16 protein-coding genes are annotated in these 16,281 nt (G+C 56.7%); 13 read left to right on the top strand and 3 right to left on the bottom strand.

Going from position 1 to position 16,281, the window contains the following annotated elements:
• The first annotated feature begins 66 nt into the window (after nt 1–66).
• The 11 genes from atpB (at nt 67) to AAFM46_RS11460 (ending at nt 11,549) form a co-directional block, all read left to right on the top strand.
• Entirely contained in the window at nt 67–879 is an 813-nt protein-coding gene (gene atpB / locus AAFM46_RS11510) for a F0F1 ATP synthase subunit A (protein WP_283528205.1), read from the top strand.
• A 94-nt stretch (nt 880–973) separates the two neighbouring features.
• Nucleotides 974–1,183: an ATP synthase F0 subunit C gene (locus AAFM46_RS11505; protein ID WP_233911837.1), complete on the top strand. Its 210-nt coding sequence runs from the start codon at nt 974–976 to the stop codon at nt 1,181–1,183.
• A 75-nt stretch (nt 1,184–1,258) separates the two neighbouring features.
• Nucleotides 1,259–1,810: a F0F1 ATP synthase subunit B gene (locus AAFM46_RS11500; protein WP_283528200.1), complete on the top strand. Its 552-nt coding sequence runs from the start codon at nt 1,259–1,261 to the stop codon at nt 1,808–1,810.
• Nucleotides 1,810–2,625: a F0F1 ATP synthase subunit delta gene (locus AAFM46_RS11495; protein WP_283528198.1), complete on the top strand. Its 816-nt coding sequence runs from the start codon at nt 1,810–1,812 to the stop codon at nt 2,623–2,625. Before AAFM46_RS11500 ends, AAFM46_RS11495 begins: the two co-directional genes overlap by 1 nt.
• 112 nt (nt 2,626–2,737) lie before the next feature.
• Nucleotides 2,738–4,375 (top strand): F0F1 ATP synthase subunit alpha, encoded by a 1,638-nt coding sequence (gene atpA, locus AAFM46_RS11490; protein ID WP_283528195.1) that lies wholly within the window; start codon nt 2,738–2,740, stop codon nt 4,373–4,375.
• A 70-nt stretch (nt 4,376–4,445) separates the two neighbouring features.
• Entirely contained in the window at nt 4,446–5,339 is an 894-nt protein-coding gene (locus tag AAFM46_RS11485) for a F0F1 ATP synthase subunit gamma (protein ID WP_283528193.1), read from the top strand.
• A 50-nt stretch (nt 5,340–5,389) separates the two neighbouring features.
• Nucleotides 5,390–6,847, top strand: coding sequence for a F0F1 ATP synthase subunit beta (gene atpD, locus AAFM46_RS11480; protein ID WP_283528190.1), 1,458 nt, complete (start codon nt 5,390–5,392; stop codon nt 6,845–6,847).
• A 2-nt stretch (nt 6,848–6,849) separates the two neighbouring features.
• Entirely contained in the window at nt 6,850–7,140 is a 291-nt protein-coding gene (locus tag AAFM46_RS11475; protein ID WP_283528188.1) for a F0F1 ATP synthase subunit epsilon, read from the top strand.
• A gap of 10 nt (nt 7,141–7,150) precedes the next feature.
• Entirely contained in the window at nt 7,151–7,582 is a 432-nt protein-coding gene (locus AAFM46_RS11470; RefSeq protein ID WP_283528186.1) for a DUF2550 domain-containing protein, read from the top strand.
• Nucleotides 7,583–7,737: 155 nt separating this feature from the next.
• Nucleotides 7,738–9,045: an alpha/beta hydrolase-fold protein gene (locus AAFM46_RS11465; RefSeq protein WP_343317900.1), complete on the top strand. Its 1,308-nt coding sequence runs from the start codon at nt 7,738–7,740 to the stop codon at nt 9,043–9,045.
• The gene (locus AAFM46_RS11460; RefSeq protein WP_343317898.1) at nt 9,042–11,549 is read left to right on the top strand and encodes a DUF2156 domain-containing protein; all 2,508 of its coding nucleotides are present in this window, start codon (nt 9,042–9,044) and stop codon (nt 11,547–11,549) included. Before AAFM46_RS11465 ends, AAFM46_RS11460 begins: the two co-directional genes overlap by 4 nt.
• A 115-nt stretch (nt 11,550–11,664) precedes the next feature.
• Here the strand turns inward: AAFM46_RS11460 and AAFM46_RS11455 are convergent, their stop codons facing one another.
• Nucleotides 11,665–12,909, bottom strand: a complete 1,245-nt coding sequence (locus AAFM46_RS11455) for an amidohydrolase family protein (RefSeq protein WP_343317897.1) — start codon at nt 12,907–12,909, stop codon at nt 11,665–11,667.
• Between the two features lie 33 nt (nt 12,910–12,942).
• Complete coding sequence (gene nucS, locus AAFM46_RS11450; RefSeq protein ID WP_343317895.1) at nt 12,943–13,638, bottom strand: endonuclease NucS; 696 nt, start codon at nt 13,636–13,638, stop codon at nt 12,943–12,945.
• Between the two features lie 134 nt (nt 13,639–13,772).
• On the opposite strand from nucS, the gene AAFM46_RS11445 reads away from it, so the two are divergent.
• Together AAFM46_RS11445 and AAFM46_RS11440 are read left to right on the top strand one after the other, a co-directional pair.
• Entirely contained in the window at nt 13,773–14,117 is a 345-nt protein-coding gene (locus AAFM46_RS11445) for an ATP/GTP-binding protein (protein ID WP_283528175.1), read from the top strand.
• 46 nt (nt 14,118–14,163) lie between these two features.
• Nucleotides 14,164–14,955 (top strand): alpha/beta hydrolase, encoded by a 792-nt coding sequence (locus AAFM46_RS11440; protein ID WP_343317893.1) that lies wholly within the window; start codon nt 14,164–14,166, stop codon nt 14,953–14,955.
• Here AAFM46_RS11440 and AAFM46_RS11435 read toward each other — a convergent pair.
• Nucleotides 14,952–16,145 (bottom strand): AI-2E family transporter, encoded by a 1,194-nt coding sequence (locus tag AAFM46_RS11435; RefSeq protein ID WP_343320438.1) that lies wholly within the window; start codon nt 16,143–16,145, stop codon nt 14,952–14,954. The two genes, AAFM46_RS11440 and AAFM46_RS11435, sit on opposite strands and share 4 nt — an antisense overlap.
• Nucleotides 16,146–16,281 lie beyond the last annotated feature (136 nt).

Raw genomic sequence — 16,281 nt, 5'->3', positions numbered from 1 at the left:
TGCTGACCATCTTTTGATGGACCACCACACTTGCCCTATGACCGAAACTGCAGAGAGGACAGCGCGTTGACCGCGTTTGCGCTTCCGATGGCCTCGAATGACGGTGGTTTTATCCCACCGACGATTAGCGACACCCACCTCCCAGACATCCTTCCCTGGATGGCCGAATATGGCACCGGGATTGGCAAGCAGATGATCTTGGTCGTCTTGTCGGTGGTTTTGATCGCAGTGTTCTTTAAGGTCGCGATCCGAAACCCGAAACTGGTTCCGGGCCGAGTCCAATTCTTCGCCGAAGGCTTCTACAGCTTCGCGCGCAATACAGTTGGCCGCGACATCATGGGTGAGAAAAACTTCCGCCCCTGGGTACCGCTGCTATTCTCCGTGTTCTTGTTTGTGCTGCTGAATAACATCTTCGGCGCCATTCCATTCTTGCAACTGCCCTCCTTCTCCCATGCCGGCAGTGCTTACGCAATTGCCCTGATCATCTACTTCACGTGGATTGGTGTTGGAGTGCAGAAGAACGGTATCCGATTCTTCAAGCTGGCAGTTGTTCCGTCCGGGGTTCCCGGCTGGATTCTGCCGTTGCTGGTGCCGCTGGAAATCATTTCCAACTTCATTGTTCGTCCCCTGACGCACTCCTTGCGTTTGATGGCAACAATGCTCGCTGGGCACATGATTGTGATTCTTGCCGGTAGCGGCGCACAGTACTTGATCATGGAACAAGACAACATCTTGCTCAACGCCACCGGCGTTGCAGTGATCGCCGGTTCTGTGGCCATGTATGGCCTGGAACTGTTGATCATGGTTCTGCAAGCATTCGTCTTTACCTTGCTGACAGCGATCTATATCCAGGGCAGCCTGGAAGCTGACACACACTAAACGTTTTCCCCAGCAACAACCAAAGCTTTTCCCGAAATCAAGAATCACTTCCCAAACTGCCGGCACAACGTCGGTATCTTGAAAGGAACAAATAATGCACGGCTCCCTTAATATGATTGGTTACGGCCTAGCGGCTATCGGCTCGGCTATTGGCGTGGGCATGATCTTCGCTGCCTACATCAACGGTGTAGCCCGCCAGCCGGAAGCTCAGCGCATCCTGCAGCCCATCGCCCTGCTTGGCTTCGCCCTTGCAGAAGCATTGGCTATCCTTGGTCTGGTCTTCGCCTTCGTCGTTGGCGTCTAGTTCAAAGACTTTTTGTCCTTTCTTTCCAGGACTGAAATTTTCATGGACGTATATCAGATAAAGGATAAGTGAGAAATGGTTACCGCAGCAGTAATCCTCGCTAGTGAGGGTGCTAACCCGCTCCTGCCAAACTGGTGGGAAGTTCTAGTCACGGCTGTAGCCTTCGCTGTCCTGCTCTTTGTGGTGAAGAAATTCATTGCACCCAGCTTCGAGAAGTCATACACGGATCGTGTAGAGGCCATTGAAGGTGGGATCGAGAAGGCAGAAGAGGCTCAGGCTGAAGCTAACGCCCTCTTGGAGCAGTACAAAGCTCAGCTGATGGATGCTCGTACGGAAGCCAATGGCATCCGTGAGACCGCCCGTTCAGAAGGCGCCCAGATTTTGGCAGACCTGAAGGCGAAAGCTGCAGAGGAATCTGCACGCATCACCGCCCAGGCTCAAGTTCAGATCGAAGCCGAGCGCGTTGCCGCAGTGAACTCCCTCCGCAATGAGGTTGGCACATTGGCTACATCGCTTGCCAGCAAAATCGTTGGGGAAGCCCTTAACGATGATGCGCGTTCCAACCGTGTGGTTGAGCGCTTCCTGGCCGATCTGGAAAATCAGTCGAACGCGGGTGCATCGAAGTAATGGCAGGTGTATCAAGCAAGTCATTGGCAGCGGCTTTGGAGTCGTTGGAACCTAAGCTCGCCACTGCGTCGATCGTGTTGGCTCAGGATCTCTTTTCAATATTGGAGCTTCTGGACAGCAACGCCGGCCTGCGTCGCGCTTTGACCGATCCCACTCGAAAGAGTGCGGACAAAGCAGTTTTGGCCACCAAGCTCATTGCGGGCAAAGTCAGTGCAGAGGCACAGGTTGTGTTTCTGGAACTGGTTGCCGCGCGGTGGAGCACTGCACGTGACCTGGGCGATGCACTGGAAGTCTTGGCTGCAACATCGGCGATCGCGGTTGCCGAAGGTCAAGGTGGCGGTTCTGCCAACCTGGACAGGCTTGAAGAGGAACTCTTCTCGTTTATCCGAGTTGTTGAATCCAGTCATGAACTGCAGCGTGCCTTTGACGATGCACAGGCCTCGAACTCTGCCAAGGGCGTTTTGGCGCACAAGGTTGTTCCTGGGGCCAGCGACGTCTCCACGCTGTTGATCCACCAGGCCGCAACTTCCCCTCGGGGGCTCAAGTCAACGGCCTTGGTGCAACGTTTCGTGGAATTGGTTGCCAAACGCCAGCAACGCTGGATTGCCTACGTCAGTGTCACCCGTGACCTGAGCGCAGAGCAGTTGAGCCGTTTGCAGGCCGGATTGAACAATCTCTACGGTCGCGATTTGAAGATCAATGTCAATATTGACCCGACGTTGGTCGGCGGAATCAAGGTTGTTGTGGGGGACGAGGTTGTTGACGCAACCTCAGCCACGCGACTGGCTGATCTTCGCCGCCGGTTGGCAGTCTAAGTAACTTACGTTTCTTAGCTGCCAGTCCACAACAGACTGAATCAAACATTTAGGCTACCGCAGCAACTATTTACGCGGCGGTATCCACAACTTAGGAGAGCAGGGACTGCAGATGGCCGACTTGACCATCAATGCCGACGACGTCCGCAATGCCTTGAATGAGTTCGCAGCGTCCTATGAACCGGGCAACGCGGAACGCGTCGAGGTTGGCCGGGTCACCACGGCAAGTGACGGCATTGCCAAGGTAGAGGGTCTTCCCTCTGTCATGGCCAACGAGCTGCTTCGATTCGAAGACGGCACACTGGGCTTGGCCCAGAACTTGGACACTCGCGAGATTGGTGTGGTTGTTCTTGGCGACTTCACTGGCATCGCCGAGGGCCAGCAAGTCCACCGCACAGGGGAGATTCTCTCCGTACCGGTTGGCGATAACTTCCTAGGCCGCGTCGTTGATCCCTTGGGTCAGCCGATTGATGACCTGGGCGAGATCGAATCCGAAGGCCGTCGAGCTCTGGAACTTCAGGCACCCGGCGTTACCGAGCGCAAGTCGGTTCACGAGCCGCTGCAGACCGGTATGAAGGCCATCGACGCCATGATTCCGATCGGCCGTGGCCAGCGTCAGCTGATCATTGGTGACCGCCAGACGGGTAAGACCGCACTGGCCGTTGACGCCATCATCAACCAGAAGGCCAACTGGGCTTCAGGGGACGTGAAGAAGCAGGTTCGTTGCGTTTACGTAGCGATCGGGCAGAAAGCATCGACGATCGCAGCAGTTCGCCAGACCTTGGCCGATCACGGAGCTCTCGAGTACACCACCATCGTGGCTTCTCCGGCTTCTGACCCGGCTGGTTTCAAGTACTTGGCACCGTACGCCGGTTCGGCCATTGGCCAGCACTGGATGTACAGCGGCAAGCACGTTCTGATCGTGTTTGATGACTTGTCCAAGCAGGCGGAAGCTTACCGCGCAGTCTCACTGCTGCTGCGTCGCCCGCCGGGCCGCGAGGCTTACCCCGGTGACGTGTTCTACTTGCACTCCCGCCTTCTGGAACGTTGTGCCAAGCTCTCTGACGAGCTCGGCGCAGGTTCAATGACCGGTCTGCCGATCATTGAAACCAAGGCGAATGACGTTTCGGCGTACATTCCCACCAACGTTATCTCCATTACCGATGGTCAGATCTTCTTGCAGTCAGACCTCTTCAACGCCAACCAGCGTCCCGCTGTTGACGTGGGTGTATCTGTATCGCGTGTTGGTGGCGCGGCACAGGTAAAGGCCATGAAGAAGGTTGCCGGTACTTTGAAGCTGGAACTGGCTCAGTACCGTGACATGCAGGCGTTCGCCATGTTCGCCTCCGATTTGGATGCCGCTACAAAGCAGCAGCTGACTCGCGGAGCGCGTTTGATGGAACTGCTCAAACAGGGACAATACGCACCGTTCCCGGTTGAGAACCAGGTCGTCTCGATCTGGATGGGCACCAATGGCTACTTGGACACGGTCCCGGTGGAGGATGTTCTCCGCTTTGAAACCGAGTTCCTCGAGCACCTGCGTCACAACACGTCGATTCTGACCACGTTGGCTGAAACCAACCTGCTGGAACCTTCGACCGTAGATGCGCTCAAGTCCAATATTGACGCCTTCAAGAAGGGCTTCTTCGGGCAGGGTGACGACCAGTTGGTTGGCGCCGGCCATGAGGAGTTCGGTGCTCTTGCCGCCGAGGACGTTGACCAGGAAAAGATCGTCAAGCAGAAACGCTGACACCATCCCTGACTAGGGCTGCTGGCACCTTGGTGCCAGCAGCCCAAACAAGGATAAGGAAAGGACAAACATGGGAGCCCAGATACGGGTTTACCGCCAGAAGATCGCTTCGACCACGTCGATGCAAAAGATCTTCAAGGCGATGGAACTTATCGCTGCGTCCCGCATTGGAAAGGCACGTGTACGTGTCACGGCTTCATTGCCGTACTCCAATGCGATTACCCGTGCCGTTTCTGCCGTTGCGTCCCAATCCGAGGTCGACCACCCGCTAACCACCGAGCCCAAAGAGATTCGTCGGGCCGCGGTATTGGTGATGACTTCTGATCGTGGTCTTGCCGGTTCCTACTCCGCCAGCGTTTTGAAGCAGGCAGAGCACCTAATCGAGTTGTTGCACGGAGAAGGCAAGGACGTCTCGACCTATTTGGTCGGCCGCAAGGCTCAGGCGTACTTTGACTTCCGTGGCCGCGACTACGCCAAGGTGTGGACCGGTGGAACTGATGCACCGGATTTTGAAACTGCACGTGAACTACGCGTGGCCTTGCTAGAGGACTTTGCAACAGATTTTGAAGAAGGTGGCGTCGATGAGATCCATGTCGTTTACACCGCATTCAAATCAATGGTTGTTCAGGAACCGACAGTAATTCGATTGCTACCGCTGGAAATTGTTGAGGAAGAAGTTGAATCTTCATCCGAGTTACTTCCGCTGTATGAGTTCGAACCGCAGCCGGAAGACGTCCTTGACGCCTTGTTGCCACGGTACATTGAGTCACGAATCTTCGCGGCACTTTTGCAGGCGGCAGCTTCCGAGCTTGCCGCACGCCAGCGGGCGATGAAGTCCGCCGGTGATAACGCCAGCGACCTGATCAAGAAGTACACGCGACTTCGTAACAACGCCCGACAGGCTGAAATTACGCAGGAACTCTCCGAGATTGTTGCTGGCGCTGACGCGCTCAACGCCTCCTAGTAGCCCGAAACATACTTATTCAATGCATCCACACAAGTGAAGTGAGAGAGATGACTGCCCAACTTAACGAGCAGGGAACCGCTGCGAAGGCCGGTGCCACAGGCCGCATCGCGCGCGTCATCGGCCCGGTTGTCGACGTCGAATTCCCGGCAGACGGCATTCCCGCCATTTACAATGCGCTGACCACTGAGATCACTCTCAATGGTCAGACCAAAACCATCACCTTCGAAACCAGCCAGCACCTTGGCGACGGTCTCGTGCGTGCCATTTCCTTGCAGGCCACCGACGGACTTGTCCGTGGTACCAGCGTGCAGGACTTGGGTGCCCCCATCACCGTGCCCGTTGGCGACGGCGTCAAGGGTCACATCTTCAACGTTCTGGGCGAACCCCTGGACGTGCACGAGTCTGAACTGAACATCTCCGAGCGGTGGCCTATCCACCGCAAGCCCCCGGCTTTTGCCAGCCTCGAGGGTTCCACGGAAATGCTTGAGACTGGTATCAAGTCCATTGACTTGCTCACCCCGTACATCAAGGGTGGAAAGATCGGATTGTTCGGTGGTGCCGGTGTCGGTAAGACCGTTTTGATCCAGGAAATGATCACCCGTGTTGCACGTAACTTCGGTGGTACCTCGGTATTCGCCGGTGTTGGTGAGCGAACACGAGAAGGTAACGACCTTTGGGTTGAAATGGAAGAAGCCGGTGTTCTTAAGGACACTGCGCTAGTCTTCGGCCAGATGGATGAGCCGCCGGGAACGCGTCTGCGCGTAGCTCTGTCAGCTCTGACCATGGCTGAGTACTTCCGCGATGTGCAGAACCAGGACGTGTTGCTCTTCATCGACAACATCTTCCGTTTCACACAGGCCGGTTCAGAGGTTTCCACACTGCTGGGGCGCATGCCTTCTGCTGTTGGTTACCAGCCAAACCTGGCCGATGAGATGGGCCTCCTGCAGGAGCGCATCACCTCGACCAAGGGCCACTCGATCACGTCCATGCAGGCAGTTTATGTCCCTGCTGATGACTACACCGACCCGGCTCCCGCGGCGACCTTCGCCCACCTGGATGCAACCACGGAACTTTCCCGTGAAATTGCTTCTCGTGGACTGTACCCGGCCATTGATCCGTTGACCTCCACATCACGTATCCTTGACCCGCAGTACGTCGGTCACGCACACTACAACACTGCGGTGCGCGTCAAGCAGATCCTACAGAAGAACAAGGAACTCCAGGACATCATTGCGATCCTTGGAATTGACGAGCTCGGCGAAGAGGACAAGATCGTTGTATCGCGTGCTCGACGCATCCAGCAGTTCCTCTCGCAGAACACCTACACCGCCAAGCAGTTCACCGGCGTTGACGGCTCAACGGTTTCCATCGCTGACACCATTGAGGGCTTCACTGCCATCTGCGACGGCGACGTGGACCACATCGCTGAGCAGGCGTTCTTCAACATCGGCGGCATGGATGATGTTGAGCGTCAGTGGGCCGCAATCCAGGAATCGACTAAGTAAACATGGCTAACCTCGAAGTTGAAATCGTAGCGGCCGACCACGCTGTGTTCTCGGGTGCGGCGACCCTGGTCAAGGGTTTTACCAGCGAGGGCGAGATCGGCATTTTGCCCGGTCACACCCCTTTGCTCGCGGTTTTGGCGCCGGGCTTGCTGGAGATCGCACCCGTGGAAGGCCCCCGCTTCTTCGTTGAAGTGGACGGCGGATTCTTCTCGGTTGATGAGAACCGGGTAGTGATTGTGGCCGACAATGCGCAGTTGAAAGACAGCGCAACTTCTGGCTCTGGTATTCGCTAGCTATCCATTGATGAACGAACTTGGTATTCCGTTCATCATACTGGCTGGAGCATTCCTGCTAGTTGTTCTAATGCTGTGCCTGTTCGGGGTGCGCCGCCTCATGTTGCGGCGTGCCCTGGGCACAGTAGACGCCTCCATTTCCACTGCGAGTAATCGCTGGGCGATGGGGGTTTGTCGTTATCAGGAGTCGGTCCTTGAATGGGTCCGGCTCCTTTCGTTAAGCCCTATACCTGCCCGAACCATGCAACGCAGCAAGATTGTGTTGATTGGGCGCCGCGAGCCCAGCGAGAGTGAACTAACGCGTGTGCCTCCCGAAGTTGTCATCGTGGTGCTTTCTTATGAGGGAAAAGAAGTGCTGTTAGCGATGAAATTCGGCGCCTACGCCGGCTTATCTTCCTGGCTTGAGGCTGGTCCGCACACTGGCGTGGGCACATGGCGATAACGCTCAGCTGATTGCCAGCAAATGCCGTTAGCATCACTTTGCTGCCGCTTTCTTTCGGCAGATATCCCTCCTAAAAGTGCGGCAACGAAGTGAACTGGATCCAAAACCTTAGCCTGATCAATGGCCCCCTGCCCAGCATTTTTGGGATAATGTGTGTGGCTTCTTTAGTCTTCCTGCTCCTACGACGTTCCGTTCGCTGGTGGCTGTTTGCGGTGGCATCTGCCATTGGCGCTTTCCTCATCAGTACGCTCGCCTGCTGGGCCGTGATCCACGCCTTTTACTGGTGGCCGGAGGACTTGCCCTCGGCCGTTGTTAACACTGTTGCGTTGATGATCTGGGCCGTGGCATTGGGGAGTGCGACGGCGTTCGGCGGCCTGCGTCGTCGTCGAAGAGGACAGAAATCCCCCGCCCGTGACGCTTCCACCGCACCAGTTTCCCGTCAGCGGATCTCGCCCTGGCGTCGAGGGGTGGCCATTCTTGCCACTGTGGTTGTCCTTGCCTCTAGCGGCTTACAGGTCAATGCCATCTTTGGCCAGTACCCTACAGTTGGCAGACTATTGGGTGTTCATACGCAGTTATCGGCGGCACCTGCGCCTGCTTTGCAACATATTCTCAGTTCGCGTTTTATGGACAACGCGGTGTCCCAGCGGTGGAGGGCTCCTGCAGGGTTGGCAACTTCAGGGACTGTGCTTTCAACAGCTATTCCCGGCACCATCTCCGGTTTCAAGGCTCGCAACGCTCTTGTGTATTTGCCGCCGGCTTACGCATCCGCGAACAGGCCTGTTCTGCCAGTGCTGGTTCTTGTCAGCGGGCAGCCGGGCTCGCCGGAATCGTGGCTGCAGTCCTCCGAGCTAATTCGTGAGCTGGACGTCTATGCCATGGCACATGAAGGATTGACTCCCTTGGTGGTGATCCCTGACCCCAATGGCGGGGAACAGGCAAACACCATGTGTATGGATTCAACGCTTGGCCAAGCCGATACTTACATGTCCAAAGATGTCCCTGAGTGGATTAAGACCCATCTGGATGCCGACACCAACCCTGCCCATTGGGCTGTGGGGGGTTTCTCTTTCGGTGGCACGTGTGCCATGCAGATGGTGACCCGGCATCCGGATATTTTCCGTTCTTTCATGGCCTTCTCCCCAGAACGTGAGCCCGCTCTGGCCGTGAACCGTTCGGTGACAATCAACCGTGCCTTTCATGGTGACACTGCGGCTTTTGATGCTTTGGTGCCGCTGACCCTGCTCTCTATAAAAAAGTATCCAGAGATTGCCGGCTGGTTTGCTTCTGGAAGCCAGGATGCTGTGTATTCTGCGAATGTGTTGGTACTTCTAAACGCCACCCGCAAAGCAGGGATGCGAACTGACAGTGCGCTCTTTCCTGGTGGGCACTCATGGACTGTGGTCAACGAGGGCTTACCTGAGGGACTGGCGTTTATTTTTGAAAGAATGGGCCTGCCGTGACCATTCGGGACCCATCGAGTGCTAGCAGCACCGCCGCTGCTGTGGCCCCGGGAGCCATCGCCTCTCTAGCCAGAGCAACGGCGACCTGGATCGGAGGCACGCCCTTTAGCTCAGGTTTAATCGTTGCAGTAGTGTTTGCCCACTTCGTTTCAGGTGCATTCCTGCACCGTCTGCCCAGCCCTGTGGCCGGTACCTGGGGTTACCAGTCCGCTGATCTTTTCAGCAGCCACTGGTGGAACATGTTCACTACCTTGTTTCTTAGCTCCAGCACGGCCGCGATGCTCCTTAGCGTGGCTGTTCTAGGCACGGTCTTGGGACTGGCAGAAGCTACCTTAGGCACCCTGCGCACAGCAGTGCTGTTCAGCGCAACGCAAATTGCCGCCGTCGTGCTCTATACACTCATTATTGCGCTGGGCAGCATGGATGCGGTGGACCTGCCTGCAGGGATGGAACAAGCAACACTCTTGGGGCCGTTTGCAGCCTCAGCAGGGACCCTGATGGCAGCCAGCCAGGCCATCAGTCTGCTGTGGAGACGCCGTGTGCGAGTACTAACTGTGGCAACGGCGCTGATGCTCAGTGTGTATGTGGGCCATGCCCAGCACGTATATATTTTACTTGCATCCTTGACTGGGCTTGCTCTGGGGCTGCTGTTTGTCAAGGCAACAAGTCACGGATTCGCCAGACGATCAACAAGCCAAGAAGTGCGAACAATCTTGGCAATGGTGGTTGCGGTGTTCGCAATCGGTCCCATCGCGGCTGCTGTGGCGCATGTAGCCGTGGGGCCTCTCGCTGTGATGCGCACCTGGATCACCAATCAGGATCCTACGCTGGCACAATGGCAAGGCAGCTGCCATGGGATGGTTCGTAACATGGGTCTGCTGGGATCCGGTGGCCATATTCTGGCGTTGATGCCGATGCTGTTGTTGCTTGTGTGTGCCGAAGGCCTGCGACGCGGGAACCGTTTGGCATTATGGGCAGCAGTGTATCTGCACCTGGTAATTGGACTAGTCTCAGCCATCTATTTCCAGGTCTTTGCCGGGCTAGGCCTGCCGTTGCGGCGCGGGCACCGCAGCCTGAGCATCAATGAATCGGTGTGGGAGCTCTTGCCGGTGGTGCTGGTGCCGGTGCTTATAGCCCTAGCCTTGGTAGTTTTCCGGAGGTATTTCCGGGTGGATCCCGATCCTGCACTGCGCAGACGGTCATTGATTTTCCTGCCCCTGCTGCTGCTAGCCGTGATTGTGCTCTACAGCGTTGCGTGGTTGGCCGAAGGAAATCTGGGCAACCGTATGGGGATTGCGGCCTTGGTGGCTGGGATTCCGCGCATAATACTGCCCTATCCGTTTCCTTTTAGCTACGCGGCCAACGTTTATCCGCATGGATTCTTCTCTGAGCTTCTATTCAGTTTTGGTGGGCCAGTGCTGTGGCTGCTGAGCGCTGTGAGCATCTTTGTTTTGTTTCTTAGCCGGCGCTTGCGCAGCGGTGCTGATGATGCTCAGCGCGCGCAGGAGCTTGTGCGCAGGGGAGGAGATTCGCTGTCTTGGATGACGCTGTGGCCGAACAATCAATATTGGTTCAATGACGCAGGGACAGCCTGTGTGGCTTACCAGCCGCACAGTGGCGTCGCCGTTACAGTGGGCGGGCCAGTGGGAGCCGCCGATCAGTATTCAGAGGCAGTGGATGATTTCCTTGAATTTTGTGCCGAGGAGTCACTGACACCCTGCTTTTATTCGGTGACGGGCGCGGCCGTTGAACTGCTGGGTCAGCGCGGATTCCGGCGGATTCAGGTGGCTGCCGAGACACTTCTTGATGTGCGGAGTATGGACTTCAAAGGCAAAGATTGGCAAAACGTCCGCACCGCCTTGAATAAAGCAACAAAGCTGGGCGTCACGGCACAATGGTGTAACTATGCAGAGCTCTCCACGGGACAACGTACCCAGGTCCATGAAATCTCGGAGGACTGGGTCAGCGGCCAAGCCCTGCCAGAACTTGGCTTCACTTTGGGCGGACTTGAAGAACTGAAGAATGAAAACGTCCAGCTTTGTCTTGCCATCGATGACTCAGGACGGATCCATGCCGTGACGAGCTGGCTCCCTGTGTTTGATCAGGGAGAAGTGGTGAGCTGGACCCTTGATTTCATGCGTCGGAATTCCGGAGCTTTCAACGGCGTGATGGAATATCTGATTGCCCAAGCTGTGCGTCATTTTGCCGCGACCGTGGAGTACATTTCGCTCTCTGGCTCACCGCTGGCAAGCAACGTGGCGGGCGAAGGGGAAGAAAACGGCAATTTGGCCCGGATACTGGTTCTGCTTGCCCGCACTTTGGAACCTGTTTACGGTTTTTCTTCACTGGCAAACTTCAAGCAGCGCTTCAAACCACGCCACAGACCCCTGTACTTGATGTATCAGGACCCGTTGTCACTGCCGAGCATTGGCCGGGCTGTGGGGGAGGCCTATATGCCCAATATGTCTGTGCGGTCGTTGGCAAAGTTGCTGCGGAAGTCATAATCCTCCACGGGCGTCCCGATCTTGCGCGCTTGGAACCCGCCAGTTGCCACATATGGTGTCCAAAACGTATTTTTGGGCACCATATGTGGCAACTCGCGGTACCATCAGAGCCGGGTTAGCTCAGCCACTCTCCAGCACGCATGACGTGCTGGAGTTCCAACTCAGCATCAACAATAAGCACATCGGCACGCAGTCCACGCCGCAGCGCACCCACCTCATCGGTCAGGCCCAACACTGCTGCCGGAACAGTTGTGGCGGACATCAGGGCATCTGTGAACGCCACACCGGATGCTGTGGTGCGTCTAACAACGTCAAGTAATGTTGCTGTGCCGCCGGCGATGGAGCCCGTGGCATCAAGTGTTGCCACACCGTTGGAGACTGTGACGGGGGAGGGCCCCAGCATGTATTGGCCATCGGCAAGTCCTGCCGCGGCCATGGAGTCCGTGACAAGTAAAATATTGGCCGCGCCCACAACGCCAAAGACCATTTTCACTGTGTCCGGGTGCAGGTGGGTGTTATCAGCAACGAGTTCGACGGCGGCGTTCCCGGCACTGGCGGCGCCCAAGCACGCGGCCACGGGGCCAGGTGAACGGTGGTGCATGGGCGGCATGCCGTTGAAGAGGTGGGTGACTGTGGGCCGTCCGGAAACGCTATCGAAACCAGTGGAATCCAGCCCTTCAAGGGCCTGCTCCAAGGATTCGGTGGTGGTGGCCGTGTCGGCGTTTGTGTGACCCACTGAAGGGGTGATGCCATGCCGTGTCAGCAGGTCCACCAGGTCGGCAGCACCGGCCAACTCCGGAGCGTACGTCATGGTGGTGATGGCACCACGGCCGGCCTCGATCAGTGTGGACATCAGTGCCATGTCAGGATCAAGAAGGAAAGCCGGATTCTGCGCCCCGCAACGTGCATGAGAGAGGAAGGGGCCCTCGAGGTGGATGCCGGCCAGCAGACCTTCAGCCGTCATTTTGGCGTAGATGCCAATCCCTTTGAGAAGATTTTCGGGGGCTGCCGTGACCATGCTTGCAAGCAATGTGGTGGTTCCTGCGCGGTGCAGGAAATCCACTGCTTTACGGGCTGAGGCCTCGTCCGCACTGGGGAAGTCTCCGCCATTGCCGCCATGGTTATGGACATCGATCAGACCAGGCAGGACTAGCTGACCGGCAGGCAACGAGACAATGTTCGCCGCGTCCATATCGGTTTGGCCAAAGCCAGGCTCATCAAAATGGTCGGCACGTCCGGCATACACAATCCTGTCACCTTCGACGGCCACCAAGCCGCCTTCAACGATGCCGTCGTCGGTGACGACAGCGCCTTGGATCATGTATTTTGTGGATACTGGTGCAGGGTTCGGAGCAGTCATGCCTCAAGTCTAGTCAAGCTGGGGCCAGGTTGGTTAGAACAGCCGTGAGGCGCTGTCATCCACGCCGCGCATTGCGTCGTAATCGAGGGTTTTACACTCTATACCTCTGTCAGTGGCCAGCGTTTTAGCCTGAGGTTTGATTTGTTGGGCGGCGAATATTCCACGCACAGGTGCTAACAGTGGGTTCCTGTTGAGCAGTTCCAGATAGCGTGTGAGTTGTTCGACGCCGTCAATGTCACCGCGCCGCTTGAGCTCGATGGCGACAGTTCCGCCAGTAGCGTCGCGAGCAAGTATGTCCACCGGGCCGATGGCAGTGAAATATTCGCGTCGAATGAGCGTAAAACCCGCGCCCAGGAGCTCGATCTGTTCGGCCAGCAGACGCTGCAGATCCGCTTCTACGCCGTCCTTGATCAAACCCGGGTCGGTCCCCAAATCGTGGCTTGAATCGCTGATGTGCTCATAAATGTTGATGATCAAGCGGTCGTCAGTCTTGCTTGACTGCACTATCCACTGATCAAGGACGCCTTCTTCAAGATCGGTGTCCTCCGGACTGACTGTGCGCAGCGTGGCAGGTGGGCTCATCCAGTTCAACGGCTTGTATGAGCCGCCGTCTGAATGCACAAGAACTGAACCGTCGGCTTTGAGCACTAGAAGCCGGACGGCGAGGGGAAGATGGGCTTTGAGGCGTCCGACGTAGTCGACGGAGCACTTTGCAATCACTAAACGCACGCCCTCCACTCTAGCCGTTGGGAGGGTGACAGTGGTGTCACGGCCAGTGGTGGACGGAAACCACGTATGCGGCGCACCTCGCCGCACCATAGAAAGCAAACGCGAAGCCGGCCCCCGTGCGGCACAATGGAAACATGCCCCGCTCGAACCAGCCCCGCCGCCGTCGTACATCTTCACGACGGAGCACCAACCCGGCGTTGAGTCCCAATGAAGAGGAAGAATTTGATCTGAACCGGGTCAGAATGGGTATACCGGCCACTGAAACGGCCCCTGACGGTGTCTGGGCTGTGCGCGCCATCAGTGTGGGGAACGCGCAGAAGGCCTATACGTGCCCCGGCTGCCACCACCAAGTTTTACCGGGTGTTGCACATTTGGTTGTGTGGCAGGAGGACGCCATGTTTGGGGCGGAGGCAGGCTTGCGAGACCGCAGGCACTGGCACACTAATTGCTGGCGTGGACGAAGCTATAGGTACAGATAACTTAGCTTCGCGGAGCTCGAGGCCCCAGGCCGGTAGGGTAGAAGTCATGGTTTTTGATCCCGCAACTTTTGATTACGTTGACTCCGGCTCGCCCGTTGCAGTCCGCGCTTCCACCATCTTGCCCGCCACTCGGGAGAACATTGAGCTCAGGACCGAGGACGGCCTCTTGCTGGTGGGTGAACTGGCGATACCAGCCGACGGCGTAGTGATGGCGACATTGATCACCCTCCACCCGCTGCCCACACACGGCGGTTTCATGGACTCACACGTATACAAGAAAGCCTCTTACAGGCTGCCGGCGTTGGCGGGAATAGCAGTGCTACGGTTCAACACCCGTGGCACATCCTCGCCTCGGGGCACCAGCGAAGGCTCCTTTGACGAGGGTATTGGCGAGCGTATGGATCTGGAAGCAGCCGTACAATTTGCCATTGATCAAGGCCTGCCCAACCGCTGGCTAGTGGGCTGGTCCTTCGGCACCGAACTGGTGCTTAAATATGGAGTTTTACCGTCGGTAGCGGAGCACATAGAAGGCGCCGTTTTGCTCTCACCGCCGTTGCACAGGGCTGGGGAAGTGGACCTCCACGCGTGGGCTGCCAGCGGCAAACCATTGAGTGTCCTAGTACCCGAATTTGATGATTACCTGCAACCGGAGGCGGCCACTGAGCGTTTCTCCCTTGTGCCACAGGCACACCTAGTTGCAGTAGCAGGCGCCAAGCATCTTTGGGTGGGGGAGAAGTATGCTGCACGGGCTCTCAACGAGATTTGCTCCACCGTGTTGGGAGCGACAGTTGAGCTACCTGTGGAATGGAATGGCCCCGTAGCAACGCTGCCTGCCTAATTTTTATCTTGCCTTGAGATGAACACTTCCTTCACCAAAAGCATGACTGCTGCTGCGGTTGGGATGGCAATGAGTGCACCAAGAACGCCCAAGAGGCTGCCACCTGCGATCACGGAAATCACGGCGACTGCGCCAGGGACGGCGACAGCCTTTTGCATGATGCGAGGCGAAACAAAGTAAGCCTCAAACTGCAGGTACGCCAAGTAAGCGATCGCGTAGATCAGGGCCGTCTGCCAGCCGGCAGTCAGGCTCACAGCAATGACAACAACCGCAGCAAGCATGCCACCAACCAACGGGATGAACGCCAATAAAGCCACAAGAAATGTCAAAAGCACACTGAACGGGACATCCAAAATAGTCATGAGAATAAAAGCTACTGTTGCATTCAGTGCCGCTACGCAGACCTGACCAATGACGTAGTTGCCCACGCCTCGGGTGATTTGTTCGCTGAGCTCTTCAACACGGACCCGACGTGAACGCGGTGCAAGACGGTAGCCCCATTTTTTGATGGCAGGCAGTGAAGCCAGGAAGTACAGACTCAGCACCAGGACAATTAGGGTGCCAAAAAGGCCGTTTGCAATGGTGCTGCCAACTCCTAGTACACCGCCAAAGATACCGCCAACTGCCTGGGCATCCTGAAAGAACTTGGCTACTTGCTCATTGACTGTGTCAATTACACGGTATTGACCATCAATTTGCTTGAAAAAATCAGAGTCAAGGAAGTCCTTGATCCACGTTGGTGCCTTAGTAACAATCTGGGTGGTTTGCTCAACAATCGTCGGGATGAGTGTGGCGAAGAAAGTAGCCACCAATCCCAACAGAGCCAGGAGCACCAAGACTATTCCCAGCGGCCGCGGTACCTTGCGTCTCTCCAGCCAGCGAACCACAGGATCCAACCCCAACGCAATGAACAAGGCCGTCACGATCCATAGCAACAAAGACTCCGTGTTGGCGAGCATGTAGCTCAAGAACAGGGCGATTCCAACACCTACAGTGCCCATGAAACCAAAATAGATGGGGTGACGGAACATGCTTGCCGTTGAGGCCGCATCAGCAGTTGTTTCAGCTGCATCTTTAGCGCTTCCGGTGGGATCAACCGGTAAGTCAAAGCGGACCCGTGGATGTGCGCCCGGCAATGGTTGGGTAACTTTCTTGAGCACCCATGCTCGCCAGCCCTTGGGCTCAGCCACCCGGAAGTCCTGTTCGGATGCGGCTGCCGCAGCTACAGGCTCGGCGGTGGCACGGGCAGACTTAGGGTGTTCTCTGCCAGAATTCTCGAGGGTAAAGGTCGAGGAGGAGTTACCGCCGTCGGCCTGGGCATCCTGT

It is taken from the genome of Arthrobacter sp. TMP15, assembly GCF_039529835.1.
In the GTDB taxonomy this organism is placed as follows: Bacteria; Actinomycetota; Actinomycetes; order Actinomycetales; family Micrococcaceae; genus Specibacter.
This window is presented reverse-complemented; position numbering and strand designations above follow the sequence as displayed.

Bases quoted from the DNA above. Each gene is read 5' to 3' on its own strand.
- AAFM46_RS11500 (WP_283528200.1), top strand. From the start codon at position 1,259: ATGGTTACCGCAGCAGTAATCCTCGCTAGTGAGGGTGCTAACCCGCTC.
- AAFM46_RS11470 (WP_283528186.1), top strand. From the start codon at position 7,151: ATGAACGAACTTGGTATTCCGTTCATCATACTGGCTGGAGCATTCCTG.
- AAFM46_RS11475 (WP_283528188.1), top strand. From the start codon at position 6,850: ATGGCTAACCTCGAAGTTGAAATCGTAGCGGCCGACCACGCTGTGTTC.
- atpD (WP_283528190.1), top strand. From the start codon at position 5,390: ATGACTGCCCAACTTAACGAGCAGGGAACCGCTGCGAAGGCCGGTGCC.
- AAFM46_RS11485 (WP_283528193.1), top strand. From the start codon at position 4,446: ATGGGAGCCCAGATACGGGTTTACCGCCAGAAGATCGCTTCGACCACG.
- AAFM46_RS11445 (WP_283528175.1), top strand. From the start codon at position 13,773: ATGCCCCGCTCGAACCAGCCCCGCCGCCGTCGTACATCTTCACGACGG.
- AAFM46_RS11440 (WP_343317893.1), top strand. From the start codon at position 14,164: ATGGTTTTTGATCCCGCAACTTTTGATTACGTTGACTCCGGCTCGCCC.
- AAFM46_RS11495 (WP_283528198.1), top strand. From the start codon at position 1,810: ATGGCAGGTGTATCAAGCAAGTCATTGGCAGCGGCTTTGGAGTCGTTG.
- atpA (WP_283528195.1), top strand. From the start codon at position 2,738: ATGGCCGACTTGACCATCAATGCCGACGACGTCCGCAATGCCTTGAAT.
- AAFM46_RS11505 (WP_233911837.1), top strand. From the start codon at position 974: ATGCACGGCTCCCTTAATATGATTGGTTACGGCCTAGCGGCTATCGGC.
- AAFM46_RS11455 (WP_343317897.1), bottom strand. From the start codon at position 12,909: ATGACTGCTCCGAACCCTGCACCAGTATCCACAAAATACATGATCCAA.